This is a genomic window from Actinomyces sp. oral taxon 181, assembly GCF_018370895.1.
Taxonomy (GTDB): Bacteria; Actinomycetota; Actinomycetes; order Actinomycetales; family Actinomycetaceae; genus Pauljensenia.
Window position 1 is genome coordinate 47528 of the sequence record NZ_JAGYZL010000010.1, and the last position, 25733, is coordinate 73260.

The following is a 25733-nucleotide window of genomic DNA, read 5'->3' on the forward strand; positions in this document are numbered from 1 at the left end:
TATTGAGGAGTTACCAGTGCAAAGAAAAATCCCGGGGATCCGAAGATCCCCGGGTTCTGTGCGCGGAGGGGGACTTGAACCCCCACCCTCTAATACGAGGACTAGCACCTCAAGCTAGCGCGTCTGCCTATTCCGCCACCCGCGCAGGTGACTCACAAAGCCAAAGCTTTGCGGCTTGGAAACTTTAACACGCATGGACGCCAGTCACAAATCGACATTCATCTATGCGTTTCAAAATTTCCGTGGGCGATACTGGGATCGAACCAGTGACCTCTTCCGTGTGAAGGAAGCGCGCTACCCCTGCGCCAATCGCCCGAGGTGGGTACCGGATTCGAACCGGTGTATACGGCTTTGCAGGCCGCTGCCTCGCCTCTCGGCCAACCCACCCTATCCAACCTCAACCTCAAGGATTTTCGGAAGGTTAGAGCGGATGACGGGACTCGAACCCGCGACCCTCACCTTGGCAAGGTGATGCTCTACCAACTGAGCCACATCCGCACTCAGTCCCAATCGGACTGGGGCCTTGTCCGTCGTTAGATAACGACAGTGGGCGATACTGGGTTCGAACCAGTGACCTCTTCCGTGTCAGGGAAGCGCGCTACCACTGCGCCAATCGCCCGAGCGGATGACGGGACTCGAACCCGCGACCCTCACCTTGGCAAGGTGATGCTCTACCAACTGAGCCACATCCGCGTTATCAAACCGCCGGAACGGTTTTGCAACGGATGAAAGGCTAACAGGGTTTGCACCTGGAACACAAATCAAGACGGCGTGTCCCCGCTCACACCTGATTTTTTCAGCGCGCGGCGGCGCGCCTTCCACTGCCTGATAACACGGACTCATAAAGTCGAGGACGTGATCAAAGTGGCACCACCCGAGGATTTTCGAACAGCACTCATGTCATTACGCAGTGCTGTTCATCCTCATGTCGAAATTGAGGAAGTTCCCGCACCGCGCGCACTTGCTCCTTTCACTGCTGCACTCGCACTTCGCACGGCACAAACCGCCCACGACGAAGCCCTTGCTTTCGGTCGTTTTGTGATCCTCCATGATCCCAACGGACAAATGGGTTGGAACGGGCCTTTCCGACTTGTCGCACAGCTCCGTGCGCAAATTGATGCTGATATGAGTTCTGACCCCCTGCTTTCAGAAGCACTGTGGAACTGGACTCACGACTGCCTCGAAGAGCGCGGCGCTGGTTTCCATGATCTTACGGGCACTGTGAGCAAAGAAGTCAGTGAATCTTTTGGAGGCCTGATCCTCATGGGGTCGACTCTCGCTGTTGAGATTCGTGTTTCGCTCACACCGAATACTCCCTGGATTGGCGAGCACCTTCTGGCGTGGCAAGATCTCATGTGTCGTATCGCCGGTGTTGAAAATCAACGATTCCTTGAGAGGGCATAGAACGTGCTCATTGAAAATCCCTACGGCATCGCCGTGGGAGACAGCGAGGACCCCGAGCTCATTGCTTTCCCTCGCGATGGAATCCCAGAAATTATCGACACTCAAAATGCTTTGGAACGGGCTGCACAGGACCTCTCGGCTTCTTCCCTTCCAGTTGCAGTAGACGTCGAGCGAGCTCAAGGCTTTCGCTACGGTTCTTCGCCCTATCTCCTCCAGCTGCGACGCGAGGACGTCGGCTCATTCTTGATTGACACTGCGGCTCTCCCCCACCTTGAGTCCCTTCAAGCAAGTATGAACTCAACCTGGATTCTGCACGACGCTTCTCAAGACCTCCCAAACCTGCGTGAACTCGGCCTGGAAATTCCGGCATTATTCGATACACAAGTCGCATCACGCTTGCTGGGAATGACTCACTTCGGACTCTCCGCAGTTTGTGAGCAAGTCTTGGGACTGACACTCGTGAAAGATCATCAGGCCTCAAATTGGTCGGTGCGCCCTCTTCCGAAGGATTGGCTGCGATACGCGGTTCTTGATGTTGAGCTCCTGACTGCTCTTAAAGACTCCCTTGAAGAGCGCTTGGATGACCTTGGCCGCACCTCGTGGGCGCAGCAGGAGTTTTCACACATTGCCGAGGCCGCCCCGCCTTCGCCGAAAAAAGATCGTTGGCGTTCGATTTCCGGCATTGGCAAGTTGACCTCCAAACGAGCTCTCGCAATCGCACGTGAGCTTTGGATCGAGCGCGATGCGATTGCGCGCGAAATTGACCTTGCTCCCGGACGCTTGGTACGAAACAGTGGAATTATCCACGCTGCTCAACGTCCGCCAAGGACTCGCCACAATCTTCTTTCAATTGCCGAATTTCGTTCACCTCAGGCACGTCGTTACGCGCAGCATTTCCTTGATGCAGTCACCCGCGCACTAGCCCTTCCAGAAAACCAACTTCCACCCCGACATCGAACGGAAGACGACGGGCATACTCCTAGCGTCAGGCATTGGCAACGTATTCATGCCGAAGCACACGAGCTTCTTCTTGAGGTTCGCGAGGCCGTTGCTAAGCAAGCCGAAACCCTAGAAATTAGTCCAGAAATTGTCCTCGAGCCACGGGTTCAGCGCGCTTTGGCTTGGGAACACACCCAACAGGGATTGGGTATGCCTGTCGACGATTTCCTCACCGCGCAGGGTGCACGCCCCTGGCAGATCTCGTTGATGGCCAGCTCCCTGAGTGATCTACTCTCCCGCTAAAGCGTGGCGAATTCTTTCACTGAGGCCCTGTGCGTCAAGACCAAGGGCCGTCACAATGCTCGCTCGGCTAGCCTGCTGTAGAAATTCCTTTGGAATACCTGCGGTGACGACTGGGATTGATCGCGTCGATACATTCGAAGAAAGCAGATCACGCAGTGACCACCCAAATCCACCATCAACTAAGCCATCCTCGACACTGAGCACAAGCTCAGCTCCTTCGACAAGGCCAACCAAGGCCTCGGGAACTGGAAGAGCCCAGCGGGGATCAACCACGCGTACGCTCGCCAAGCCATCATTCTCAAGAAGAGCAGCTGCTTCCATGGCAGCTGGGACCATCGAGCCCACGGCAACGATGCAGACCTTTGAGACTTCAGCGCCCTCATCCCAGTCCTTGAGGACATCGCAGCCACCCACACGACGAAGCTCAACAATTGGATCAGTCAAGGCGCCCTTCGGATAACGAAGGACTGTCGGCCCATCATCTACCGCTACGGCTTCGCGCAATTCTTCGCGTAGCGTCGCCTCATCACGCGGGGCAGCTAGGCGTAAGCTAGGAACGGAATTCAGCATCGAAATATCCCACATTCCGTTGTGGGATGCCCCGTCATCACCGGTAATTCCGGCTCGATCAAGAACAAAGGTCACGCCGCAGTGGTGAAGCCCAACATCCATAAGAATTTGGTCAAATGCTCGATTCAGGAAGGTCGCGTACACCGCAAAAACCGGGTGCGCTCCCGCGAAGGCCATTCCAGCGGCAGAGGCAACCGCATGCTGTTCTGCGATCCCCACATCAACCACGCGCGAAGGGAAGTCGTCCTTGAAGGGGCCAAGGCCGACAGGTAACATCATCGCAGCAGTTAGGCCCACAATGTCTTCGCGTTCGTGTGCGATCTGACGAATCTCATCGGCGAACACACTGGTCCAAGCAAATCGTGCTGGCGCGATAGGAAGACCCGTTTCGGGATGGATCTTCCCCACTGCATGGAAGCGATCTGCAATATCTTCTTCCGCAGGGCTGTAGCCACGTCCCTTCTGCGTCATGACATGGATCAGGACGGGCTCATGCAAGGCGCGTGCACGATTAAAGATCTCTTCCATCGCTGCAATATCGTGGCCGTTAACAGGTCCCAGGTATTTCAGTCCGAGGTCTTCAAACATTGCCTGCGGAATGAGGGCGTCTTTAATGCCGCTTTTGAGGCCGTGTAGAGCTCCGTAAGTTGCGCGTCCGGGTTCCCCAAAATTCATCAGAGTCCGTTTACCCCACGACAGCGCCTTTTCGTAATTTCGAGAAGAACGTAGAAGATCAAGATGGCGGGCTACGGCACCAATAGTTGGCGCATAGGAGCGACCGTTGTCGTTGACGATGATGATTGCGCGTCGCTTGTGATCAGAAGCAATATTATTTAATGCTTCCCATGCCATCCCACCTGTCAGTGCACCATCACCAATGATGCCAATCGTCCATGTCGGATCACCGCGTCGAGATTTCTCGCGGGAAATACCATCAACCCACGACAGAGATGAAGATGCGTGCGAGCTTTCAAGAACATCGTGGACGGATTCTTCGCGACTGGGATATCCCGACAGGCCACCTTCTTGTCGAAGCTTCGAAAAGTCTTGGCGTCCTGTCAGCAATTTATGAACGTACGTCTGATGACCGGTATCAAAAACGATCGTATCTGCAGGTGAACGGAAAACTCGGTGAAGAGCGATAGTCAATTCAACAACGCCCAAATTTGGCCCAAGGTGCCCGCCTGTCTTTGAGACATCTTCAATGAGCTTCGCGCGGATCTGTGCCGCTAAATCGTCCAGTTTTGCCGCTGGGACACGCCTCAGGTCACTGGGCGAAGAAATCGTACTCAATAAAGAGGCCTGATTTTGGGCATGGGTCATGGACAAGATTCTAGTGTCATGGTGACTGATGAGCCGAACGATGCGCGCTAAGAGGAGAAGTGTGCAGCGCAATCGGACTTCAAAGCACGTTATCAATGCAGGAATTAGAATGAAGGCGCGACGACTTGACGTATAGAGAAGGAGACACGATGAGCGTGCAACGTCCGTATGGACAGTGGGACTCTCCGGTCGAAGCCGATTCCTACACTCAGACATCAGTGCAGCTGTCACAGGTTCGCGTCGACGAAACCGATACCTACTGGGTTGAAGGTAACCCCCGCGATAACGGTCGAAATACTCTTCTGCGCGCGGATTCTATGGGGCAAATCTCCGAAGTTCTTCCGCTCATTGATGGCATTCGTCTCCCTGACGTCCGCACCCGTGTCCATGAATATGGCGGACGAGCATACGCGGTTTCCGACGGCTTCATCGTCTTTTCTGATGGCTTCGACGGTCGCGTTTATGCCTTTAATACTCGCGATCCGAGGCGTCAGTTGGTTCCGCTCACTCCTTTGGGCAAAGTTCGCTACGGTGACTTCGAAATCGCCGACGTTCGCGGTTTGGTTTATGCGGTAGCAGAGGATCATTCGAATCCCGGCGAACCAGTCAATTCGCTTGTTGCAATTCCTCTGGATGGACGAGCAGCGCGCAATGCTTTCGAGATCATCCCGATTTTTGGTGGGTCTGACTTTGTCTCATCCCCGACCTTGAGTCCCGATGGAACCAAACTCGCATGGCTCTCATGGAACCACCCCAATATGGCATGGACACGTTCCACCCTCCATGTTGGCTCATTGGATTTCGAGGGTAAGATCGCGGCCTCGTTGATTTTGGTTGATAAGCCAGAAGTCTGCGTTTATGAACCACGTTGGACCCTAAATGGGGATCTAATCCACGTCGATGACTCCTCCGGTTGGGCGAACCTCTATCGCACAGAGGGGTTCCAGTGGAATGATGACGAAGATCAATTCGCGTGGATGACTCGCCTTCGCACACGCCCCTTGCATCCCAGTGCACGTGCATTCTCGCATCCTCACTGGCAGCTTGGCCTTCATTCCTACGATAACTTCGACTACGAAAACCTCATTTGCTCATGGGCAGAAAACGGGACGTGGCATCTGGGCACTGTTCGCTTGGATAACGGTATGTGCGAAGAGTGGCGTACCCCGTGGTGGCCAACCGGAAATGTTGCCTGCTACGAAGGCCGTGTTGTTACCCTTGCGGATTGCGCAACCCACGAACCCGCAATCGTTGAGGTTTCTGGTGGGGCATCTCGAGTACTCCGATCTTCTTCTCAAGAGCACCTGAGCGAAGATCTGATTTCTGTCGCTCAAGCAGTTTCATGGACCAGTAGCGACGGAGAGACTGTCCACGGTTTCTACTACGCACCGAAGAACCCCGAGTTCACTGCTCCTGAGGGTTCCCTTCCTCCGCTCCTCGTCAATGTTCACGGAGGTCCGACATCCTCTGCTCGTCCAGGGCTATCAATTGCTGTCCAATACTGGACCTCTCGTGGATTTGCCTTCCTTGATGTCAATTACCGCGGGTCAACTGGCTACGGTCGCAAGTACCGCCAGCGCCTGAATGGGCACTGGGGTGTCCTTGACGTGCAAGATTGTGCCAAAGGTGCACAATACTTGGTTTCCCAAGGACTAGCTGATCCTCAGCGCATCGCGATCAGAGGTCGCTCCTCAGGTGGTTATACGGTTTTGTCAGCTCTTGCTGACAGCGATGTTTTCACCGCTGGTACTTCGCTCTTCGGTATTGGTGACCTCAAGTTGCTCGAAGCAACCACTCACAAGTTCGAGTCGCACTACGATAAATTCCTGATTGGTTCGGATGATCTTTCTGATCCCGTGTGGGCCGAGCGGTCTCCGATCAACAAGGTCGATCAGATCCACGCACCACTTCTATTGCTGCAGGGTACAGAAGATAAGGTCGTTCCTCCCTCGCAAGCAGAGTCCATGTTCAAGGCCCTCCGTGACAGCGGCCGCCCAGTGGCACTGCGTCTCTACTCCGGTGAAGGCCACGGATTCCGTTCAGCAGCGCATATTAAGGATTCGTGGGAAAGCGAACTCAGCTTCTACTCGCAGGTCTGGAAGCTAAACGCAAAGGTACCCGTGAACCTCGAGATCGAAAACCTCTAAAACTCGTCCTAGACGAGATTGAATGCAGTTGGGGGGCAGGCGCAGAGCCTGCCCCCCAACTGCATCGGAACTGATAGTAGGTATATCCCCTTTAAATCAAAGTCAAGCGAAAAGCTCTAGATCCTCTCCAGTACCGTCATGACTTCAAAGTGGTGCGTGTAGGGGAATAGATCCCAGGCACGCATATCGGCGATCCGGTAGCCCTCCTCAAGAAGATCATGCAGGTCACGTGAAGCCGCAGCGGGATCACAGGACACAAGCAGAATGTGCTCTGCCCCGGTACTGGCCATCGCACGACAGACTTCTTTGCCAGCTCCGGATCGTGGAGGATCAGCGATGATAATCTCCGCACCCCCCAATTCACTATTGAGTTCGTGCACCGCAGGAGCATCACAGTCGCCAACAAAAGCATCGAGCACGTCACTACCAACGTTTGCCACGGCATCTGCAACGGCAGCCTCGTCAACCTCAAGGGTCACCAAGTGCCCAGCGCTGCCCACAAGGCGCGAAAGCGGCAACGAAAAGAGTCCTGCCCCCGAGTAAAGTTCCATCATCCGGGAAGCACCGAGCGAGGCGATGATATCCTCAACATTTCGGGCTAAAACTTCAGCTCCACGACGATGCGTTTGCCAAAAACCTTGAGGCCGAACGCGATACTGATCCGCTCCATTTTCGCGGGAAACTGTCCACGTTACGGGTCCCTTCCATGCATCTCCCTGGGCATCCCAGCAGCCCTCATCCGTGCAAATCAGTGGCGGCTGACCGGGAGCAGCAATCAAACGGACTCGCGAACCCTCGGGAAGGTGAGAAAAAACCTTATTCCCCTCCCAGACATCGAGTTCATTGATCTCCTTGGCAGCTAAAGGCATAGAATCCAGCACTTGAATCTCATGCGAGCGATAGCGGCGCATACCGAGTCGTCCTGCTTCATTCACGACGCACTCGATACGTGTGCGTCGTCCCAGAAGTTCTTCAAGGTTCTCATCACCGGGTGCCGGTTGAACGCTCACTCCCCCAATGGCCTCGACCTGCTCGGCGACGCACTCACGACCAATACGTCGCAATTGGTCTTCGAGGACATCGGTTTTCCACCGACGTCCTCCTTCGGGAGTGACGAAGGAGAGTTCTCCCCCACCTACGCCACCTGGGCCAGCTGCCGGCCACACGCTGGGAATTCGATCAGGGCTGGGCTCAAGAATCTCGACGGCCTCGGCCCACAACATACGCTTCTGTGAATCGATGACACGCGCGCGCACCTTCTCACCTGGAAGGGCGAATCGAACGAAAACAACGCGCCCGGAATCATCGCGTGCAACACAGGCGCCACCATGCGCAGGCGCCCCGATTGTGAGCTCAATCAGTTCATCAGAATCGCTCATGCGTGAATCTCTCCTCACTGGCGCTTAAAAGGATCATTGACGCTCTGGGTTCCATCGACCTGGATATCTTCGCCAAGCTTCCAGGGGACAATGGTGAGCACGACGCCGGGGATTCGTAAAAGAGATCGAGATAACCGCAAGGCCATCTGGTTATGGAGAATGTTCTCCCACCAGTGCCGGACCAAGAACTCTGGAATATACACAACCAGCATTTCTTCTGGCGAACGCTGACGCCTTGAGCGTACATAAGAAATGACGATTTGCGTGATGTCCCTAAATGGTGAGGCGACCAGTGTCAAAGGAACAGGAAGACCTGATTCCTTCCATTCGCGACGAATATGCTTTTCTTCCTCGAGGTCTGAGACGACTGAAACAATTTCCAAATTGATGGGAGCCTGTGCGCGTGCGGTCGCGATGGCACGCATTGAAGGCTTCGATAAATTCGAGACCAAAACCAAAGCGCGAACGCGTGAAGGCAGGGCACGCCGAGTATGCCAATCCTCCACCCGCAGCTGGCCACGAATCGTGTCATAGTGGCGGCGAATTAAACGCTGGATGGTGAAGACCAGCCCAATGAGCAAAACAGTAATCCATGCACCGTGAGTAAACTTCGTGACCAAAACGACAGCAAGAACGAATCCGGTCATCATAAAGCCGATGATGTTCACGGAACGCGAGCGAAGCACCTTGCTGCGTTCACCGCCATTTTGCGGAAGGCGCAGGCGTTTATTCCAGTGACGGATCATTCCCAGTTGGGAAAGTGTAAACGAAACGAAGACACCAACGACATAGAGCTGGATCAATCGGGTGACGCTTGCATCAAAAAGAATCACCAATGCCGAAGCACCCACAGCGAGGGCCATGATGCCATTGGAGTACGACAGGCGATCACCACGCTTGTAAAGCTGACGAGGCAGGAAGGAGTCACGCGAGAGAACCGAGGCCAGGGTTGGGAAGCCGTTGAAAGCGGTGTTTGCCGCAAGGATCAAGATAAAGCCCGTCACTGCAGTCACGAAAATGAAGAGAAGCGAGCCGTCGCCAAAAATCGTCGAGGCCAATTGGCTGATGACCGGAGCGAAGTGCACATCAGGTTGGGCGCTGCCGTGGAGATAAACCATCGAGGTATCGTCAACCATCTGGAGCCCCGTATGACGTGCTAATACGAGGATGGAGATCATCATCGAAGCGGCGATACCACCGAGCATCAGCAGGGTAATTCCTGCGTTGCGCGATTTCGGACGCTTAAAGTTCGGCACGCCATTTGAAATGGCCTCGACCCCCGTTAAGGCCGCGCAGCCGGAAGAGAAAGCACGCATGAGCAAGAAAACTCCACCCAAACCGGTCAGCCCATCAAGGTGTGAACTTGCTGCGTGGATGTCATAAGCAGCGCTATCCGCCATGGGAAGGTTCCCCATGAATAGTCGCACAAAGCCAACAATGATCATCACTGCAATAGCAATCATGTAGGCATAGGTTGGGATCGCAAATGCTGTCCCCGCTTCTCGCGTTCCTCGAAGATTGACGAGAGTGAGGAAAATAATCAGTCCAACCGCAATGGGAACTTCTGAACCACGAAGGCCAGGGAAGATCGTGGTCAGGTAGTTTGCGCCGGAAGAGATTGACACCGCAACCGTCAACACATAGTCGACAAGAAGTGCCGAGGCCACGAGTAGTCCCCAGCTGGGGCCAAGATTCGTCGTGACAACCTCGTAGTCGCCGCCACCTGAAGGGTAGGCATGAACGGTTTGCCGATAAGACAGAACAACGACAGCCAAAACGCAGGCGACAACTACACCGACCCACACCGACTTGATGAGAGCAAGAGAACCTGCCAATGCCAGGGTGAGGAGAATTTCATCCGGCGCGTAGGCAACAGACGAAAGCGCATCAGAGGCATAGATCGGAAGAGCAAGTCTCTTTGGGAGAAGTTGACGGGCCGCCGCCTTGGAACGAATTGGACGTCCGATTAATACGCGTTTTGCGGACTCAACGAATGATGACACCTCTTAAGCGTATCCTCTGGATGACAGAGCGTCACTTTTGGACGCGTACAGAGCAACTTTTGTGTCAAACAGATGCCATGAGCGCTTTGTGCGAGTAGCGTTGGAGTGTGCACTTTGTGATTATGGGATGCGGCCGAGTAGGCGCCAGTCTTGCTACTATTTTGGATGCGCAAGGACACTCCGTCGCTGTCATCGACTCTGATTCCAAGGCTTTTCAACGCCTTCCTCAGGACTTTTCGGGCCGCCGAGTCACTGGACTTGGTATGGATCGCGATGCCTTAAAGCAGGCGGGAATTAAAGATGCCTACGCCTTTGCTGCGGTATCAAATGGCGATAATTCGAACATTATTGCCGCCCGCGTTGCGCGCGAGACTTTCCATGTCGAGCGTGTTGTTGCTCGAATCTACGACCCAGAACGAGCCTTCGTATACGAACGTCTGGGGATTCCCACAGTTGCCACCGTCAAACGAACAACGGAATCGGTGCTTCGCCGCCTGATGCCGCCTGATGCCGCTGTGACGTGGACGCACCCCTCTGGATTGGTTTCTTTGGTCACCGCCACTCCTATCGCTGACTGGTATGGGCTTTCTTTCCCCACAGTCGAGAACTTGACGGGTGAACGGATTGCCTTCGTCTCCCGCTTGGGAACGATTCTTCCCGCCCGTCCAGAGTTGGTCATCCAGGAACATGACCAGTTGTATTTCGCAATCTCTGGTGAAGATCCACTTCCCTTGCGTGACATCTTGACACGCGCACCACGCCTTGAGGACTAAGAGATGAAGATTGTTATCGCTGGAGCTGGATCCGTAGGACGCTCGGTCGCCCTTGAACTACTCGATCACGGTCACGACGTGACCTTAATCGATAAGAAACCCGACCAACTGCGTGTCGCTTCAGTAGCTGACGCCGAATGGATTCTTGCCGATGCTTGCTCACCCGAAGCGCTTTCGGAAGCGGGCGTGCGTGAGGCCGATGTCGTCTTGGCAGCAACCGGTGACGACAAAGCAAATTTGGTGATTTCGCTTCTTGCAAAGACTGAATTCGCCGTCCCACGTGTTGTTGCACGCCAAAACAATCCAAAGAACGAATGGCTATTTGACGCCTCCTGGGGCGTGGACGTTCCCGTTTCGACTCCGCGAATTATGACTGCCTTGGTCGAGGAAGCGATCTCCGTCGGAACCCCAGTGAAGCTCTTCGCCTTCCATTCTGCACAGGCTGCAATGTACGCCTTCGTCTTGCCGGACAACTCCCCAATCATTGGCAGGAGCATCGGTGACGTCGCCTTCCCACCTCGTGTTGTCTTGAGCGCGCTCTTACGTGATGGCGCACCTTTTGCGCCTCAGGCGGATGATTCCTATCAAGCTGGTGACGAACTCGTCCTGCTGATTTCAGATCGCGGAGGTCAGGTTCTCACCGCGCTCAACCGCATGCTGACAAGGGAAGTAGAAGCCGAAGCCTAGATAAAAGAAGGGCTAGCTCTCTTCAACATCCTGCGCAGAATCGGAATGCGCAGGATGCAGCCGGAAATCATCCTTCAAGAGCCACCAGGTCAGCCAGGCAACAGGAATAAAAAGCGGGATTCCCAACGCGATCTTCATTGCTGAAAGCCACGCGACTTGTTCGTTCAGCCACAGGGGTACTTGAACAGCCAAGCGGATGATAAAGACTGCAGACCAGGCCAAGGTCAGCCACACGCATTTAGCTGCGAGATCGCGCGCCTCCGGCTCTTTCACCCAACGAATGGGACGCCCGGTTAAGAGTCCAAAAAGTACCGAAACAAGTGGCCACCCGATAACCAAGCTGACCAGTAAGACCAATGCCCATGCTGCGTTTGTCACAAGACCCCAGGTGAAGAAGTTAATTCCCTTCCCCGAGACGAGTGCCCATACCAGAGCAATTCCAACCCCAAGAAGCCCTGACAGAGATTGGACAATCGACTGCCGCTGAATGAGACGGATGATTGCAAATAGCACTGAGCACAATGCCGAGGCGATCGCGGACAACAGAAGCGCACCGCTGAGTAGGTAGCAACCTAAGAATACGAGGCCGGGAACCACGGCCTCGGCAATACCGCGCGCTCCCCCAAGAACATCAGAGGCCGAAAATTCATCTTGGGCAAGCCACGCGTATCGGTTATTCGACATTGTCCTCTGCAATCAGACGATAGAGCGGGTTTGTCATCACTTTTACCCCATTGCTGACACCAATTGTTCCCTCGACTTCAAGGTGAACTCCCGCATGCATACCGGGGATGTCACTGCGTCCCGGCCAGCGAAGGACAATTGTCCCCGTTCCGTCGAAGAGGGTGGCATCAATCAGCGGACGGATATTTTCCGGATAGTAGGTGACCGATTGAATCGTCCCAAAGAGAATCGCTTTTTGGCGATCCTGTACGTCAGCGACGGCTAAACGCCCGCGTTCTTCCCGGCTCTGTTTCTCATCGTTAGCGTCGATGTCTTCACGACTCAGCGAAAGCCTTTTCACTGCGCGGTCGATGAGTTTCTTAAACATTGGGAACTCGTGTTGCGCTTTGATCGGGAAGATGAAGTGGCAATAGATCCAGTCGCGGCCGAGGTTCGTCGCCGCGTACGACAACAACCCGATCGATGAGCTCCTCGAAGTCATCAGCTTCTTGACCGCCCAATGCTGCGGGACCGACCATATCGATTCGCGCGAACCAACGGTCACCCTCACGCCCGATAATTCGGGTCCGCGTGGTGCCCTTCTTCCCATCGGGAAGCGTCACTGCCTCATCAACTTCAAGCTCATCACCGTAGCGAGTGTGCTTTTCGCGAACTGTGCTGCCGCCCTCTTCATAGGCGGCACGAATCTGTGGACGAAGTTCATCCCAGGTTCCACCCGAACGCGGCGCGGCGGCAATAGAGAACTGGAGCCCCGAAGAAGCGAGCACCAACATAATTCGAATGATGCTTTGACCATCTTCACCAGCTTGTGCACGAATCTGCATTCCAGGTACGGCAGGAATGCGCAGTGAACCTAGGTCAACATAATCGACCGAGGTATCAACTTCATATTCTTCGCGGGGGCCGGGGATCTGCCACAGTTCTGACTCGTCGTAGAGCTGGGGGCGCGCTTCCTCTTCTACCTCTTCTTGAACAGTGTCTTCCTTGCGTGAACGTCCGAACATAACTGAATTATCTCACGCTCAGCCAGCACACTCAGTGCAGACGGGCTGTCCGTTGTCATCGACGTAGGCAAGCTGAGAAGCGTGATGGACCAAGAAGCACATTGAGCAGGTAAATTCGTCATCCTGCTTGGGAACGACGTGAACCGTCAGCTCTTCCTTCGAAAGATCTGCACCGGGAAGCTCAAAATTCTCTGCGGCCTCATTTTCATCCTCGTCGACATTTGCCGAACCAGAATCATTGCGACGCGACTTCAGCTCCTCAATGGAGTCCTCTGCAACATCATCGTCATTCTTACGAGGTGCATCGTAATCGGTGGCCATTTTGTCCTCCCTTTTTCTCATCATGTATTGCGCTCTCGCGTAACACATTCGCTGCGCTGCAGGGTAACACGTTGAAAATTTTTGCGCTACCGAAAAGGACACGCGCCCCGACAATCAAGGATTTTAACGCCATCTTTGAGAAAATTTGACCACGAAGCAAGGAGGAAAAGCGATGATCGATCTTGATCTTCTCGGAGTAGGTGCAGACGAGGAAACACTGGTATTCACCGACAGTGAAGGCCGTCGTTACACCACCCCGATCACAGACGAACTGCGAGGTGCCGTCCGTCGCGATCGTCCGCGGATCGAGGCGATTACCGAAGATAAGCCCTTGCGTCCTCGTGAAATCCAAGCCTTGCTTCGCTCTGGTGCACGAGCTGTCGATATCGCACGCGAACACAATGTTGAGGTCTCGCAAATCACTCGCTTCGAAGCTCCCGTTCAGGCAGAGAAGGATTATGCACTTCAGCGCGCCCTTTCCAGCCCTATTGGAAATCTTCCTGATTCGCCTGTTATGGGAGACTTGGTTGTTGACCGTCTGGCAGCCCGAGGAGTTTCCCCAGATTCTTTGCATTGGTCAGCATCGCGCCAGGCCGATTCCCCTTGGGTCATTCACTTGACTTTCATTCAGGGTGCCGTCGAGCACGGTGCGCAGTGGCGTTTACAGGCTTCCGGCCATCTCGAGGCCATTGACGAGGAAGCCCGTTGGCTGACCGAGACCGCCTCCCCGACCGGAGTCCAGAGTTTTACTTCACTTCCTGTTCCGGCCCCCGTTGTCTCTGTGGATCGCTCTGATATTGAAGAACGTGAAGCACTGGTCGAGCAGCTCAATGCTCAACGCGGAAAGCCCCAAGAAATTGAGTATGAGCTCGATGATGAGGAAGACGAAGAGGAGATCTCAGAGGAGCGTCCCCATCTGCCCGCCGGGGTTGAATCCTTGGCAGCGCGTATCCATTCTTTAACCGAGGCACGAAAGAGTTCCTCAGAGGTAAAAGAATCTGCGGAAACAACAGAGGCCGTTGAAGATCAACCCCTGCCGCTTGAACAGCTTGAAGATATTCCTCAAGCTCCCGCTGCTGCGAAAAAGTCAAAGAGGCGTTCCGTTCCAAGCTGGGACGAGATCGTTTTTGGCTCGCGTCCCTAAGCAAGCACCGCTAGCGGAATCAGCATTTCATCGGGTGTTAGAGAGCCGTGGACGCCGATCAGTGTCATAGCTCCCGAGCTTTGAGTGCGGCTATCGACTATCCCACCACGGCCTCGTGAGAAGACAACGAAATCGCCGCTCTCGGCAAGACCTGGGCCCGTACCGATCAATGCCGGTAGTTCATCAGCTCCCACTACCCATGCATGCTCTCCAAGGAATTCTTCCCAGCGGTTCCTCACTTGCAGCTCGTTTGTACCCGGAAAACAGTGAACATGAACTGCTCGTGTTTCCCCAGCGACTGCGCGTACGCCCTGACTTAAGGGAGATAGCTCGGCGACGTTATAAAGCCGGTCAAAATCAATATTCACCATGCCGTGATCGGCGGTAAGGACAACGCGAACATCGTCTGGAAGCGAGCTCAGGAAGCGTCCAAGTCCCGCGTCGAAATCTTCTAATGCATCGCTCCACTGGCTTGATCCCACCCCGTGAGCATGACCGGCGGCATCGATTTCAGACCAGTAGAGATACACCAACTTTGTCCCAGAGCGAATCTGGTCAATTGCTGCCTGGCACCGTTCTTCCCATGACGTGGCAGGAACAAAACGGGCACCTCGAAGAGCGGCTGAAGTGAGTCCAGAGCCAGCAAACTTGGCTGGAAGGATGGTCGCGCACGGGACCGAAGCAGCAGAAAGCTCTTCGAAGAAGGTCGGGCATTCTTGCCACTGCATTGGATCGATCCCATCCGTGAAGGCAAGCAGGTTAAAGAGGCGCTCGCCATGAAGGACGCTGTAACCAACCATGCGGGTGCGACCAGGAAGCTGACCCGTTCCGCAGGCGGTAATACCTGCAGCAGTCGTCGATGGGACAACCGAGTAAGCAGTGTGGATCTGATCCCGGAATCCACGAAGGTTTCGCGCGTGTCCTAAGTGATCCATTAGAGGAATGAAGCCCAGGCCGTCAACCAGAATGACTACTGCGGCTTTGGCTCGTTCCAGTCCCAAACTTGAGGAAAGATCGGGCCGAGCGAGCGATAATTCGGGTTCAACTGCTCCCATCACTGCGGGAATCACCTGCGTCAGACGAAAATCATCCGCGCTCGGTAAGGAGGCTCCTGTAGCCCGGAGATGGTCATTGAGCATTACGGACCACCTCAAGAAGAGCATCAACCAAAACTTGAGCGTCCGTATATGTACGCGAGCCATCTGCCAGCTGCGAGACTCGAAGAGAAATATCATCGGGATAGCTACGGGCCATGAAACCATGATCGGCTTGGCATGTCGGATCATCACAGCGGAGCTGTTCGATATCGCTGCGCTTTTGAGAGCCCATATCAATACTGATCGTCATCTCAGACACCTCGTGTCCCTGAGTGGGATCAGCAATGACTTCTTGAACTGAAACTCCCGATATCGCACGAATAGGACGGGCAGCCGAAACTACAACAGCACTGTGGTTATCCCCCTCATCAACGTGCACCTGAATAAAGCAACTCTGAGTGAGAACAAGAACTGTTAAGTGGCGGAACATTGACCCGCGATCGAATGCCGCTTCAACCTGAACAAGCGACGCACGGACCTCTTCATTGCCGAGTAAGCGATGAACGGCTCGAATTGCAAGGTCAGGGAAGAAGCCAGCACGCTCGATATCGCGATCTAATTTCACCGTCCAATTCTATCAAGAGCGGCGTGTACCTGGCGGTTTTACGCCAATTTCGTAGAGAATCGACCCATGCGAACGAAGGACGACAAGCTCAATCTCCCCGATGCTGATCAGAACATCACAGAAATTGATGTCTCGACAGAAATGAGGGGATCCTTCCTCGAATACGCTGTTTCTGTCATCCACGCACGCGCTCTCCCTGACGCACGCGACGGTTTGAAGCCCGTTCAACGCCGCATTCTTTTCCAGATGGACCAAATGGGGCTCCGTCCCGATCGCGGTCACGTTAAGTCTCAGCGAGTTGTCGGCGAGGTAATGGGTAAGCTTCACCCTCACGGTGACTCGGCAATCTATGACGCACTGGTTCGATTGGCCCAGCCATTTAACCTTCGTTTGCCCTTGGTTGATGGACATGGAAACTTCGGCTCCCTTGACGACGGTCCCGCTGCCGCGCGTTATACCGAGGCGCGGATGGCCCCGGCAGCCTTGGACTTGGTCGCATCCCTTGATGAAGACACCGTCAACTTTGTTCCCAACTACGACAATCAATTCATGCAGCCGGAGGTCCTCCCTGCCGGTTTCCCTCAGCTTCTCGTCAATGGCGCTTCAGGTATCGCTGTGGGTATGGCAACGAATATCGCACCCCACAATCTTTCAGAGACAATTGCAGCAGCGCAGTATCTTCTCAAGCATCCCGATGCTTCCGTTGCTGACCTCATGCGTTATGTACCCGGCCCAGACTTACCAGAAGGCGGCGTAATCGTTGGCCTTGAGGGGATCAAGGATGCCTACGAAACTGGCCGCGGCGCATTTAAGACTCGCGCGAAGGTTCAGGTTGAACGTGTCACCGCACGAAAGATGGGCCTTGTCGTCACTGAGCTGCCCTATATGGTCGGACCCGAGAAGGTCATTGAGAAGATCAAAGAGAATGTTTCTGCTGGTCGTTTGAAGGGAATTTCGGCAGTACAGAACCTCACCGACCGCATTCACGGCCTGCGGTTGGTCATCGAGATCAAAAACGGCTTTAATCCCGAAGCAGTACTCCAACAGCTCTATGCTCGCACCCCTTTAGAAGATTCCTTCTCGATCAACGCAGTTGCATTGGTTGATGGCCAACCAAGGACGCTGGGGCTCAAAGATATGCTCCGAGTTTTCCTTGATCATCGAATCGATGTCACGACTCGTCGGTGCAACTTCCGCCTTGGAAAGTGTCGTGATCGCCTGCATCTGGTTGAGGGTTTGCTCATTGCAGTTCTCGACATTGATGACGTCATTGCCATTATTCGCTCTTCCGATGACGTCGAAACCGCCCGCGAACGCCTCCAGACTGCTTTCGATCTCTCTGAAGTCCAGGCAAACCACATTCTTGAATTGCGCCTGCGTCGACTCACAAAGTTCTCTCGTATCGAACTCGAAACTGAACGCGATGAGCTCAATGCAAAGATCGCAGAGCTGGAAGAGATCTTGGCCTCTCAAGATCGTCTCTACGCGCTCATCAGCCAGGAACTTTCAGAGGTTGCAGCACGCTTGGGAACGCCTCGTCGGACCCTTCTTCTTTCAGCAACCGGCACCCAGGTTGACCAGGCGCAGCCCGGCGCCGCACTCGCTGCGATCCCGGCCGCAACTGGAAAAGCGACGACAATGTCGCTCGAAGTTCCCGATGATCCGTGTGTTGTTGTCCTCTCGGCGGCAGGATCGCTCGCCAGAGTAGAAGGTGCAGATCCTATCGAAGCCGGCCCTCGCGCATCGCACGACGGAATCCGTGCACAGCTTTCGACCTCTGCTCGTTCGCAGATCGCAGTCGTCACCTCCGATGGCCTTGCCCACCGCATTGACGTTGTCGATCTTCCCGCGCTTCCGCGCTTTGAAACCGGATTGTCTTTCGCGGCTGCAACTCCCAGTGCTCTGCTCATCCATACCGATGCGCCTGCAGTCGGCTTGCTTGATCCCGAAGCCGATACCGTCATGGCAATGGGCACGCGCATGGGCGTCGTCAAGCGTTTGAAGCCCGATGTGCTTCAGCGCGATGAATGGGAAGTTATTTCACTTGAAAAGGGAGATGAACTGGTGGGATTCGGCCCCAGCAGCGATACCTCCGACCTTGTTTTCATCACCTCCGACGCTCAGCTTCTTCGCACTCCGGCCGAGAAGGTCCGCCCACAAGGACGCACGGCCTCGGGAATGGCAGGAATGAAGCTTTCAGATGAGGCGAACGTGCTGGGCTTCTGGTCGGTGAGTAGCCCCGACGAGGCCGTGGTCGTTACCGTGGCCGGTGCTGCCGGGGCGCTCCCGGGGACCGGACAAACAACCGCAAAGGTCACTCCCCTAGCCGCATACCCCTACAAGGGACGAGGCACCCAAGGCGTACGCGTCCAGCGTTTCCTTCGTGGAGAGGACCGCTTGGATATCGCCTGGGTTGGGGATAACCCACGCGCAGCCTCGGCCGATGGAACTCCGGTGGAGCTTCCCGCGCTCGACGAACGTCGCGACGCCTCGGGAACCCCGATTACGCACGCAATCGCCACTATCGGTTGAGATAGCGGCCTCGTGTTTGTTCTATCTGGGCTTAGGTGAGTGTCACCAAGTCCAGATAGGAATCATCCCAAAGGTCTTCATCGGCATCGGGAAGGACCAGCACGCGTTCGGGGGCAAGTGCCGTCACGGCACCCGGATCGTGGGTGACCAGAACAACGGCGCCCTCGTAGGAATGGAGCGCATGCAGAATTTCTTCGCGCGAGGCGGGATCCAAGTTATTCGTCGGCTCATCCAAAAGAAGAACGTTTGCACCCGACACAACCAAGGTTGCCAGTGCTAGGCGAGTCTTTTCTCCACCCGAAAGTACGTGTGTCGGTTTGTCGACATCATCTCCACTGAATAGGAACTGACCCAAGACATTACGCACATGTGTATCGTCAAACCCCGGGGCGCTATGAGCCATGTTTTCCTTAACAGTGGCATTCATATCCAAGGTGTCGTGTTCCTGAGCGTAGTAGCCAAGCTTGAGGCCATGGCCGTCTTCAACAATTCCGCTATCGGGTTCTTCAACGCGGGCAAGTAGGCGAAGAAGAGTTGTTTTACCCGCGCCATTAAGCCCCAGGACGACAACTTTTGACCCGCGGTCGATGGCAAGATCAACACCGGTAAAAACTTCCAAAGAGCCGTAACTCTTCGACAGCCCCTGTGCACTCAGCGGCACTTTTCCGCAGGGAAGAGGTTCGGGGAAACGCAAGCGCGCAACCTTTTCTTGGACCTCTTCGCTTCCAACAGAGGCGACCAGTTCTTCAGCACGACGAAGCATCTGTTGAGCAGCAACGGCTTTGGTGGCCTTTGCGCGCATTTTTTCACCCTGAGCGCGCAATTGTTCGGCTTTCTTCAGCGCGACAGCTCGTTCTTTTCGGCGTCGCCTCTCATCTTCCTCGCGCTGTTTGAGGTATGCAGCCCATCCCAAATGATAAATATCGACATGCGCGCGATTAGCGTCCAGGTAGAACACCTGATTCACAGTGTCACCCAGAAGTTTCACGTCGTGTGAGATCACCAAGACACCACCGGGGAAAGTTTTGATCCAATCGCGAAGCCACAGGATGGAGTCGTGATCGAGGTGGTTTGTCGGCTCATCAAGCAGAAGGGTATCCGCACCCGAGAAAAGCACGCGAGCAAGTTCAACCCGCCGACGCTGACCGCCCGACAGGGTTGAGAGAGTCTGTCCCAAGACGCGATCATCTAAGCCTAAGGAGTGGGCAATTTGCGCGGCTTCCGCATTCGCCGCCCAACCTCCGGCCTGAGTAAATTCGTGGTCTAGACGAACGTAACGCTCCATGGCTTTTTGCTGGCGTGTACCTTCGGTCGTCGACATTTCTTGTTCGGAACGCTTGATTTTCTTAATGATCGCGTCGATACCGCGAATCGAAATAATTCGGTCGCGTGCAAGCTGATCGGGATCACCTTCGCGCGGATCTTGGGGAAGATATCCAACCGTTCCGTTACGTGTAATCGTGCCTTCATACTGAGCGGCGCCGTGGTCTTCTTCTCCGGCCAAAAGCCGCATCGTCGTTGTCTTACCCGCGCCATTGCGACCAACTAATCCAATGCACATCCCCTTATCAATCCTGAAAGAGGCATCTGAAATGAGCTCGCGCGGACCGATCCGCAAGGAAAAGTGAGAAACGTTGATCACTCTGTCATTCTAACGGGGTGCCCAGCGCGCGTGCTCACGCACCAAGCAGGCACAATAGAAGGGTTAACTCACGCGCATAGAAAGTTGAGATTGATGACCGAGCACGCCGAACGCAGCGCACAGCCTCGTGTGTACGACATTGTTGCTGTTAGCTTCGTTGCTTTCCTTTTGATTTCGAATATCGCAGCAACGAAAGTTACGGCGCTTGATGCGGGTCCAATCCATCTGGTTTTCGATGGCGGTGCCGTCCTCTTCCCGCTCACCTACATTCTTGGTGACGTCCTCTCTGAGGTCTATGGCTTTGCACGGGCACGTAGGGTCATCATCATGGGCTTCGCGGCATCTCTGTTGGCCTCGCTAACCTTCTGGGTCGTCCAATCAATTCCAGCTGGTCCGGGATACGAAAATCAGGATGCTTTTGTCGCAGTGCTCGGCTTTGTTCCACGCATTGTTGCCGCATCGATCTGCGGATATTTGGTCGGCCAGCTCATGAACTCGCTGGTTTTGGTCAAAATCAGGGAGCGCTGGGGTGCTAAGCACCTGTGGGCGCGTCTGATTGGTTCGACCCTGGTTGGTGAAGCTTTCGATACCGTAATTTTCTGCACGATTGCTTTTGCGGGCATCATCCCTGGGATGGAATTCGTGAACTACATCGTCACCGGCTATGTCTACAAGGTCGGTATTGAAGTTGTCTTCCTCCCCATCACTTACCGCGTGATCGCATTGGTGCGCCGCGTCGAGCACTTGAAGAGTGACGAGGTCCTGGCATGAGCACTTCTTCAAATTGGCTCAGTAAACCAGCCGAGTTCACTGGCCCTTTCCCTACATCAGATCGCGACCGCGGTTTCGATTGCCGAACGCGTCTTGACTACGCTTCAGGCTTGGGGCGAACCGGCACGATTCACACCGCGCACGGCACTATTTCAACTCCTGCCTTCATCCCTGTCGGAACGAAAGCGAATGTCAAGGCCCTGACCCCAGAGATGGTGCGCGGTCTAGGTGCACAGGCTGTACTTGCCAATGCTTACCACCTTTATTTGCAGCCGGGTTCGGACATTGTTGACGAGGCCGGTGGCGTCGGTTCCTTCATGAACTGGGGTGGCCCGACCTACACGGATTCCGGCGGTTTTCAGGTTCTTTCTTTGGGCGCAGGGTTTAAGAAGGTGCTTTCAGCCGAGTTCAGCGGTCAAGCAAGCTTCGATGATCCCAAGCTCAATAAGCAGGCTGTCAAAGCTTCACGTGCTGTTGTCGATGAAGAGGGAGTAATTTTCTCTAGCCACGTCGATGGTTCGAAGCACCGTTTCTCCCCCGAAATCTCGATGAGTATTCAGCACGAATTGGGCTCGGACATTATGTTTGCCTTCGATGAGCTGACCTCGCTGCTTCACCCTCGTTTCTATCAAGAAGAATCCCTTGAACGTACCCATGAATGGGCCCGTCAGTGCTTGGCGATCCATCAACGTCTCACTAATGAGCGCGTCGGAAAGCCCTACCAACAGCTCTGGGGCGTTGTTCAGGGAGCGCAATACGAGGATCTTCGCCGACATGCCGCCCGCACCTTGGCCGAGATGGACGTGAACGGTCAGATCTTCGATGGTTTCGGTATTGGCGGCGCACTGCAGAAGGAAAATCTGGGAACAATCGTTTCTTGGGTGAGTTCTGAGCTCCCCGAGGATCGCCCTCGCCACCTTCTGGGGATTTCCGAACCCGACGATCTTTTCCGCGGCGTCGAGGCCGGCGCAGACACCTTTGATTGCGTGAACCCTTCTCGCGTTGCGCGAAATGCAGCAATCTACTCCCCCGACGGTCGTTTCAATATTACAAACGCTCGCTTCAAGCGTGACTTCACTCCCCTGGTCGATGGCTGCGGTTGCTATACCTGCACGCATTACACCCGCGCATACGTCCATCACCTGTTTAAGGCGAAGGAAATCTTGGCTTCGACGCTGACAACGATTCACAACGAGTGGTTCACCGTCCGCTTGGTTGATGCCATTCGAGAGTCCATCGACAACGGCGAATACTCAGCATTTAAAGAGGAAATGCTTGGGCGTTTTTCAGGCGCCGGGCGCGCTAACCTACGCTAACGTAAGTAGTAGTTTTCTACTAGGAGTGGACATGGTTTCAGACCTCACATTGCAATCCCGCAGGCAATACGACCCGGGAACGCCACTAGAGGTACCCGTGCCGGATACATCGTTGATCACTCTTTTGGAGACCTCCGCGCGGCTCTATCCCGAGCGCATTGCAGTCGACTACTTTGGCGCTACCCTGACCTACGCTCAGCTCTATGCGCAGGTGCTGCGAGCCGCACAAGTACTCATCGAGACTGGCCTGCGCCGTGGCGATGTCTGCGCCATTTGTCTTCCCAACTGCCCGCAGGCATTAGTTGCCTTCTATGCCTGCATGCGCATTGGTGTCGTCGCTGCAGAGCACAATCCACTAGCACCAGCTGAAGAAATCCACCAGCAACTCGATCGCCACCACGGAAAAGTCGCAATCGTTTGGGAAAAATCGGTTGACGCGTTTATTCGCGAGGGCGATAAATCGCTGGATACGATTTTTACTGTCGATATCTCGGCCGGGATGCCACGCTCACAACGAATGCTCTTAAGCCTTCCAATTGAACGAGCACGGCAGACTCGCGAACAAATGCGTGCCGCGCGTCCTAAAGATGCCCGCTCCTGGGATCAGGCAGTCGCTCATGCACGACTGGTTCATCCTGATACTCCCCAAGCAACCGGTGATGATTTAGCGGTCATCCTTCATACCGGTGGCACGAATGGCGTTCCCAAGTCAGTTCCTCTCACCCACCGCAACATTGGAACGAATGTCAATCAATGTCGCATGTGGGTATGGAAGCTTCACGAAGGTGCTGAAACCTTCTACTCACTGTTGCCCTATTTCCACGCCTACGGATTGACCTTCTTCATGTGCGCGGCAGTTCATCTTGCTGCTACGCAATTACTCCTTCCAAAGTTCGATGTCGATTTGGCATTGGAAGCACATAAGCGCCGACCTGTGACGTTCTTTGTCGGAGTTCCCCCGATGTTCGAACGCGTAATGAATCGCGCTGCTGAAAAGAACGTCGCTCTGAAGACGATTAAGTGGTCGATTTGCGGCGCGATGCCACTCTCGAAGACTCTGGCTCAGCAATGGGAAGAGGCAACCGATGGGATGATTATCGAGGGATACGGGATGTCCGAGACATCTCCCGTTATCGCCGGTTCCCCCCTTGCCGATAACCGGTACCACGGCGCTTTGGGCGTCGTTTTTCCCTCGACCGATGTCCGCTTGGTCGACCTTGAAGACCCCAGCATCGATGTTGAAGACGGCACTCCCGGTGAAATCATCGTTAAAGGCCCTCAGGTCTTCAGTGGCTACCTTGATGCGCCCGAAGAAACTGCTCGCGTCTTCACTGAAGACGGATGGCTACGTACCGGCGACGTTGCGATCAATAAGGATGGTTTCCTTGTAATGTCCGATCGCAAGAAGGAGCTCATCCTTTCGGGTGGCTTCAACGTATACCCTTCGCAGGTCGAAGCAGCAATTCGCTCGATGCCCGGCGTCAAGGATGTTGCAGTGGTTGGACTTCCCGCGGGCGAAGCGCGCGAAGAGGTCACCGCGGCGTTGATCTTGGAAGATGACGCACCGATGATTACCCTTGCACAGGTGCGCGCATGGGCCGAGAAATATGTCTCTCACTACGCCCTTCCGCGCCAGATTGCGATCATCACTGACCTTCCACGCAATCCGCTGGGTAAAGTCATGCGTCGCAAGGTCAAGGAACAGCTTCTTGACCCCGCAAACCGAATGATTGAAAGCGCTCAAAGAGCAATTGGCGAGGCCGCGGCAGCAGTAAGTGAGCGCCTCTCCCCTGGCGATACTTCAACAGAGCAGAAGAGCGACGAGAATGAGTGAGAAACCTCAGCGCCAAGCGACGCGCCTGATTCGTCATTCACGGGCGCTTGTCACTTCTCTCTCCCAAGGAGCTCAACGACTGGGATCGCATACCGCTGCACGTCTCAAGGCGCGCAGCGGAACTCAGGCGACGCCTCGACACCACCAGGCTCCGCCGAGAGTCCAGTGGACTCCGCCTACGCGCACCCCCTCAAGTAGCCGCCGAGTTCTTAACGGCACGACCCGTAAGCCTCTTGTTCCTCGCTGGCTTGCCCAGGCGGGAGTTGGCTCGTGGGCGATTATCGGCGTGATCATCGTCATCTCTGCAGTGGTTTTCGCAATTGCTCAGGCCACCCCTGTCTTCGTTGCGATCTTTATTGCACTTCTTCTGACCGCAATATTGAATCCCCTGACAAATTTCCTCAGCCGTTGGTTGAATCGATGGCTAGCTGTCTTTGCCTCTCTTCTGGCTTTCATCGGCACTTTTGTCGCACTCATGACACTGGTGATTACTTCAATCGCTGGTCAATGGCCGAACCTTCTTGTCGAGGTCGAAAACGGGCTTGTTAAGGTCTCTGATCTGGTTTCCCATCTCAAGCTCCCTTTCCAAATCCCCATCAACGATCTCACTCATCTGAATGAAACCCTGATGAACCAAGGCAAGCAATTCCTTGCCTCTAATTGGTCGGGATTGCTCAGCGAGACTGTGGCGAATGTATCGAGTGCGGCTGTCGTTGCTTCGGTCCTCGTCCTTGCCTTCTTCATCACAATCTTCTTCTTGCACTCCGGCAACCAGATGTGGTCATGGTTTGTCGCGCTTCTTCCCTATCACCGGCGAGCAGTGACAAACCGTGCAGCGCAAGCAGGATGGGCAACCTTCTCCGGCTATGCACGTGGAACCATGCTGGTAGCTGGAACAGATGGTCTATTTGCAGCCATCTTCTTGCAGATACTGGGAGTCCCCGTAGCTCCTGCGCTGGGAATTTTGGTTTTCATCGGTGCCTTCATTCCGCTTATTGGTGCTCCAACAGCGATGATCCTTGCCATGATCGTTGCTCTTGCAGCCAAGGGCATTGTTACCGCTGCAATCGTTGGTTTGGGCATTGCTTTGATTGGCCAGATCGAAGGCCATATTCTTCAACCGCTCATCATGGGACACCAGGTATCCTTGCACCCCGTTGTCGTGGGTATCGGTGTCATGGTGGGAACCTTCACCGCTGGGCTATTGGGAGCAATCATTGCAATCCCGATTATTTCGGTGATTTGGTCAATCTTCTCTGAGCTCTACGTGCCTCGCGAGCGTGTATAACCCCGCT

21 protein-coding genes and 6 tRNA genes are annotated in these 25733 nt (G+C 54.7%); 11 read left to right on the forward strand and 16 right to left on the reverse strand.

Features of this window, described 5'->3' with window-relative positions; all coding sequences use genetic code 11:
* Positions 1 to 59: 59 nt before the first annotated feature.
* From KHW85_RS05815 to KHW85_RS05840, 6 genes are all read right to left on the reverse strand, one after another.
* Positions 60 to 145: transfer RNA gene (locus KHW85_RS05815), tRNA-Leu, on the reverse strand.
* Between the two features lie 98 nt (positions 146 to 243).
* Positions 244 to 315 (reverse strand) — tRNA-Val (locus KHW85_RS05820).
* A gap of 1 nt (position 316) precedes the next feature.
* Positions 317 to 387, reverse strand: a tRNA-Cys gene (locus KHW85_RS05825).
* A 38-nt stretch (positions 388 to 425) separates the two neighbouring features.
* Positions 426 to 498, reverse strand: a tRNA-Gly gene (locus KHW85_RS05830).
* Between the two features lie 49 nt (positions 499 to 547).
* Positions 548 to 619 (reverse strand) — tRNA-Val (locus KHW85_RS05835).
* 1 nt (position 620) lies between these two features.
* Positions 621 to 693 (reverse strand) — tRNA-Gly (locus KHW85_RS05840).
* Between the two features lie 162 nt (positions 694 to 855).
* Between KHW85_RS05840 and KHW85_RS05845 the strand changes: the two genes are divergently transcribed.
* Entirely contained in the window at positions 856 to 1404 is a 549-nt protein-coding gene (locus KHW85_RS05845) for a DUF3000 domain-containing protein (protein ID WP_291459152.1), read from the forward strand.
* A 3-nt stretch (positions 1405 to 1407) separates the two neighbouring features.
* A complete protein-coding gene (locus KHW85_RS05850) occupies positions 1408 to 2646 on the forward strand; it encodes an HRDC domain-containing protein (protein WP_291459153.1) in 1239 nt (412 codons plus the stop codon).
* Here KHW85_RS05850 and dxs read toward each other — a convergent pair.
* A complete protein-coding gene (gene dxs, locus KHW85_RS05855) occupies positions 2632 to 4539 on the reverse strand; it encodes a 1-deoxy-D-xylulose-5-phosphate synthase (RefSeq protein WP_291459154.1) in 1908 nt (635 codons plus the stop codon). The two genes, KHW85_RS05850 and dxs, sit on opposite strands and share 15 nt — an antisense overlap.
* A 149-nt stretch (positions 4540 to 4688) precedes the next feature.
* Between dxs and KHW85_RS05860 the strand changes: the two genes are divergently transcribed.
* On the forward strand, positions 4689 to 6686 hold the full coding sequence (locus KHW85_RS05860; protein ID WP_291459155.1) for a prolyl oligopeptidase family serine peptidase: 1998 nt from the start codon (positions 4689 to 4691) through the stop codon (positions 6684 to 6686).
* A 116-nt stretch (positions 6687 to 6802) separates the two neighbouring features.
* Here the strand turns inward: KHW85_RS05860 and KHW85_RS05865 are convergent, their stop codons facing one another.
* Both KHW85_RS05865 and KHW85_RS05870 read right to left on the reverse strand, forming a co-directional pair.
* Positions 6803 to 8065 carry a TRAM domain-containing protein gene (locus KHW85_RS05865; RefSeq protein ID WP_291459156.1) on the reverse strand — a complete coding sequence of 421 codons (1263 nt, stop codon included), beginning with the start codon at positions 8063 to 8065 and terminating at the stop codon, positions 6803 to 6805.
* A 14-nt stretch (positions 8066 to 8079) separates the two neighbouring features.
* On the reverse strand, positions 8080 to 10068 hold the full coding sequence (locus KHW85_RS05870; protein ID WP_291459157.1) for an APC family permease: 1989 nt from the start codon (positions 10066 to 10068) through the stop codon (positions 8080 to 8082).
* Between the two features lie 122 nt (positions 10069 to 10190).
* Between KHW85_RS05870 and KHW85_RS05875 the strand changes: the two genes are divergently transcribed.
* Both KHW85_RS05875 and KHW85_RS05880 read left to right on the forward strand, forming a co-directional pair.
* A complete protein-coding gene (locus KHW85_RS05875; protein ID WP_009409369.1) occupies positions 10191 to 10841 on the forward strand; it encodes a TrkA family potassium uptake protein in 651 nt (216 codons plus the stop codon).
* 3 nt (positions 10842 to 10844) lie between these two features.
* On the forward strand, positions 10845 to 11528 hold the full coding sequence (locus tag KHW85_RS05880; protein WP_291459158.1) for a TrkA family potassium uptake protein: 684 nt from the start codon (positions 10845 to 10847) through the stop codon (positions 11526 to 11528).
* Positions 11529 to 11540: 12 nt separating this feature from the next.
* On the opposite strand, the gene KHW85_RS05885 is transcribed toward KHW85_RS05880, so the two are convergent.
* From KHW85_RS05885 to KHW85_RS05900, 4 genes are read right to left on the reverse strand one after another with little or no spacing between them, the layout of a single operon-like run.
* On the reverse strand, positions 11541 to 12212 hold the full coding sequence (locus KHW85_RS05885; protein WP_291459159.1) for a DUF3159 domain-containing protein: 672 nt from the start codon (positions 12210 to 12212) through the stop codon (positions 11541 to 11543).
* Positions 12202 to 12579 carry an OB-fold nucleic acid binding domain-containing protein gene (locus KHW85_RS05890; protein ID WP_009409366.1) on the reverse strand — a complete coding sequence of 126 codons (378 nt, stop codon included), beginning with the start codon at positions 12577 to 12579 and terminating at the stop codon, positions 12202 to 12204. The genes KHW85_RS05885 and KHW85_RS05890 overlap by 11 nt, the downstream gene beginning before the upstream one ends.
* On the reverse strand, positions 12572 to 13216 hold the full coding sequence (locus KHW85_RS05895) for a DUF3710 domain-containing protein (protein ID WP_009409365.1): 645 nt from the start codon (positions 13214 to 13216) through the stop codon (positions 12572 to 12574). Before KHW85_RS05895 ends, KHW85_RS05890 begins: the two co-directional genes overlap by 8 nt.
* An 18-nt stretch (positions 13217 to 13234) precedes the next feature.
* On the reverse strand, positions 13235 to 13537 hold the full coding sequence (locus KHW85_RS05900) for a DUF4193 domain-containing protein (protein WP_019126066.1): 303 nt from the start codon (positions 13535 to 13537) through the stop codon (positions 13235 to 13237).
* Positions 13538 to 13709: 172 nt separating this feature from the next.
* Between KHW85_RS05900 and sepH the strand changes: the two genes are divergently transcribed.
* Positions 13710 to 14681, forward strand: coding sequence for a septation protein SepH (gene sepH / locus KHW85_RS05905; protein ID WP_291459160.1), 972 nt, complete (start codon positions 13710 to 13712; stop codon positions 14679 to 14681).
* Here the strand turns inward: sepH and KHW85_RS05910 are convergent.
* Positions 14678 to 15820, reverse strand: coding sequence for an alkaline phosphatase family protein (locus tag KHW85_RS05910; protein ID WP_291459161.1), 1143 nt, complete (start codon positions 15818 to 15820; stop codon positions 14678 to 14680). The two genes, sepH and KHW85_RS05910, sit on opposite strands and share 4 nt — an antisense overlap.
* Positions 15810 to 16343, reverse strand: coding sequence for a DUF5998 family protein (locus tag KHW85_RS05915; protein ID WP_291459162.1), 534 nt, complete (start codon positions 16341 to 16343; stop codon positions 15810 to 15812). The genes KHW85_RS05910 and KHW85_RS05915 overlap by 11 nt, the downstream gene beginning before the upstream one ends.
* Before the next feature lie 66 nt (positions 16344 to 16409).
* Here KHW85_RS05915 and KHW85_RS05920 point away from each other — a divergent pair, with 66 nt between their 5' ends.
* Entirely contained in the window at positions 16410 to 18875 is a 2466-nt protein-coding gene (locus tag KHW85_RS05920) for a DNA topoisomerase IV subunit A (RefSeq protein WP_291459163.1), read from the forward strand.
* Positions 18876 to 18906: 31 nt separating this feature from the next.
* Here KHW85_RS05920 and KHW85_RS05925 read toward each other — a convergent pair whose 3' ends face one another.
* The gene (locus KHW85_RS05925) at positions 18907 to 20517 is read right to left on the reverse strand and encodes an ABC-F family ATP-binding cassette domain-containing protein (protein WP_291459164.1); all 1611 of its coding nucleotides are present in this window, start codon (positions 20515 to 20517) and stop codon (positions 18907 to 18909) included.
* A 93-nt stretch (positions 20518 to 20610) separates the two neighbouring features.
* Here KHW85_RS05925 and KHW85_RS05930 point away from each other — a divergent pair, with 93 nt between their 5' ends.
* Genes KHW85_RS05930 through KHW85_RS05945 form a run of 4 tightly spaced genes read left to right on the forward strand, consistent with a single transcriptional unit; the run spans position 20611 to position 25726 of the window.
* Positions 20611 to 21288 (forward strand): queuosine precursor transporter, encoded by a 678-nt coding sequence (locus tag KHW85_RS05930; RefSeq protein ID WP_156335469.1) that lies wholly within the window; start codon positions 20611 to 20613, stop codon positions 21286 to 21288.
* Complete coding sequence (gene tgt / locus KHW85_RS05935; protein ID WP_291459165.1) at positions 21285 to 22604, forward strand: tRNA guanosine(34) transglycosylase Tgt; 1320 nt, start codon at positions 21285 to 21287, stop codon at positions 22602 to 22604. The genes KHW85_RS05930 and tgt overlap by 4 nt, the downstream gene beginning before the upstream one ends.
* Before the next feature lie 31 nt (positions 22605 to 22635).
* Positions 22636 to 24438 (forward strand): AMP-binding protein, encoded by a 1803-nt coding sequence (locus KHW85_RS05940; protein WP_291459166.1) that lies wholly within the window; start codon positions 22636 to 22638, stop codon positions 24436 to 24438.
* Complete coding sequence (locus tag KHW85_RS05945; RefSeq protein WP_291459167.1) at positions 24431 to 25726, forward strand: AI-2E family transporter; 1296 nt, start codon at positions 24431 to 24433, stop codon at positions 25724 to 25726. Before KHW85_RS05940 ends, KHW85_RS05945 begins: the two co-directional genes overlap by 8 nt.
* The last annotated feature ends 7 nt before the right edge of the window (positions 25727 to 25733 follow it).

Bases quoted from the DNA above. Each gene is read 5' to 3' on its own strand.
- dxs (WP_291459154.1), bottom strand. From the start codon at position 4,539: ATGACCCATGCCCAAAATCAGGCCTCTTTATTGAGTACGATTTCTTCG.
- KHW85_RS05860 (WP_291459155.1), top strand. From the start codon at position 4,689: ATGAGCGTGCAACGTCCGTATGGACAGTGGGACTCTCCGGTCGAAGCC.
- KHW85_RS05865 (WP_291459156.1), bottom strand. From the start codon at position 8,065: ATGAGCGATTCTGATGAACTGATTGAGCTCACAATCGGGGCGCCTGCG.
- KHW85_RS05875 (WP_009409369.1), top strand. From the start codon at position 10,191: ATGGGATGCGGCCGAGTAGGCGCCAGTCTTGCTACTATTTTGGATGCG.
- KHW85_RS05880 (WP_291459158.1), top strand. From the start codon at position 10,845: ATGAAGATTGTTATCGCTGGAGCTGGATCCGTAGGACGCTCGGTCGCC.
- KHW85_RS05885 (WP_291459159.1), bottom strand. From the start codon at position 12,212: ATGTCGAATAACCGATACGCGTGGCTTGCCCAAGATGAATTTTCGGCC.
- KHW85_RS05890 (WP_009409366.1), bottom strand. From the start codon at position 12,579: ATGTTTAAGAAACTCATCGACCGCGCAGTGAAAAGGCTTTCGCTGAGT.
- KHW85_RS05895 (WP_009409365.1), bottom strand. From the start codon at position 13,216: ATGTTCGGACGTTCACGCAAGGAAGACACTGTTCAAGAAGAGGTAGAA.
- KHW85_RS05900 (WP_019126066.1), bottom strand. From the start codon at position 13,537: ATGGCCACCGATTACGATGCACCTCGTAAGAATGACGATGATGTTGCA.
- sepH (WP_291459160.1), top strand. From the start codon at position 13,710: ATGATCGATCTTGATCTTCTCGGAGTAGGTGCAGACGAGGAAACACTG.
- KHW85_RS05910 (WP_291459161.1), bottom strand. From the start codon at position 15,820: ATGCTCAATGACCATCTCCGGGCTACAGGAGCCTCCTTACCGAGCGCG.
- KHW85_RS05920 (WP_291459163.1), top strand. From the start codon at position 16,410: ATGCGAACGAAGGACGACAAGCTCAATCTCCCCGATGCTGATCAGAAC.
- KHW85_RS05930 (WP_156335469.1), top strand. From the start codon at position 20,611: ATGACCGAGCACGCCGAACGCAGCGCACAGCCTCGTGTGTACGACATT.
- tgt (WP_291459165.1), top strand. From the start codon at position 21,285: ATGAGCACTTCTTCAAATTGGCTCAGTAAACCAGCCGAGTTCACTGGC.
- KHW85_RS05940 (WP_291459166.1), top strand. From the start codon at position 22,636: ATGGTTTCAGACCTCACATTGCAATCCCGCAGGCAATACGACCCGGGA.
- KHW85_RS05945 (WP_291459167.1), top strand. From the start codon at position 24,431: ATGAGTGAGAAACCTCAGCGCCAAGCGACGCGCCTGATTCGTCATTCA.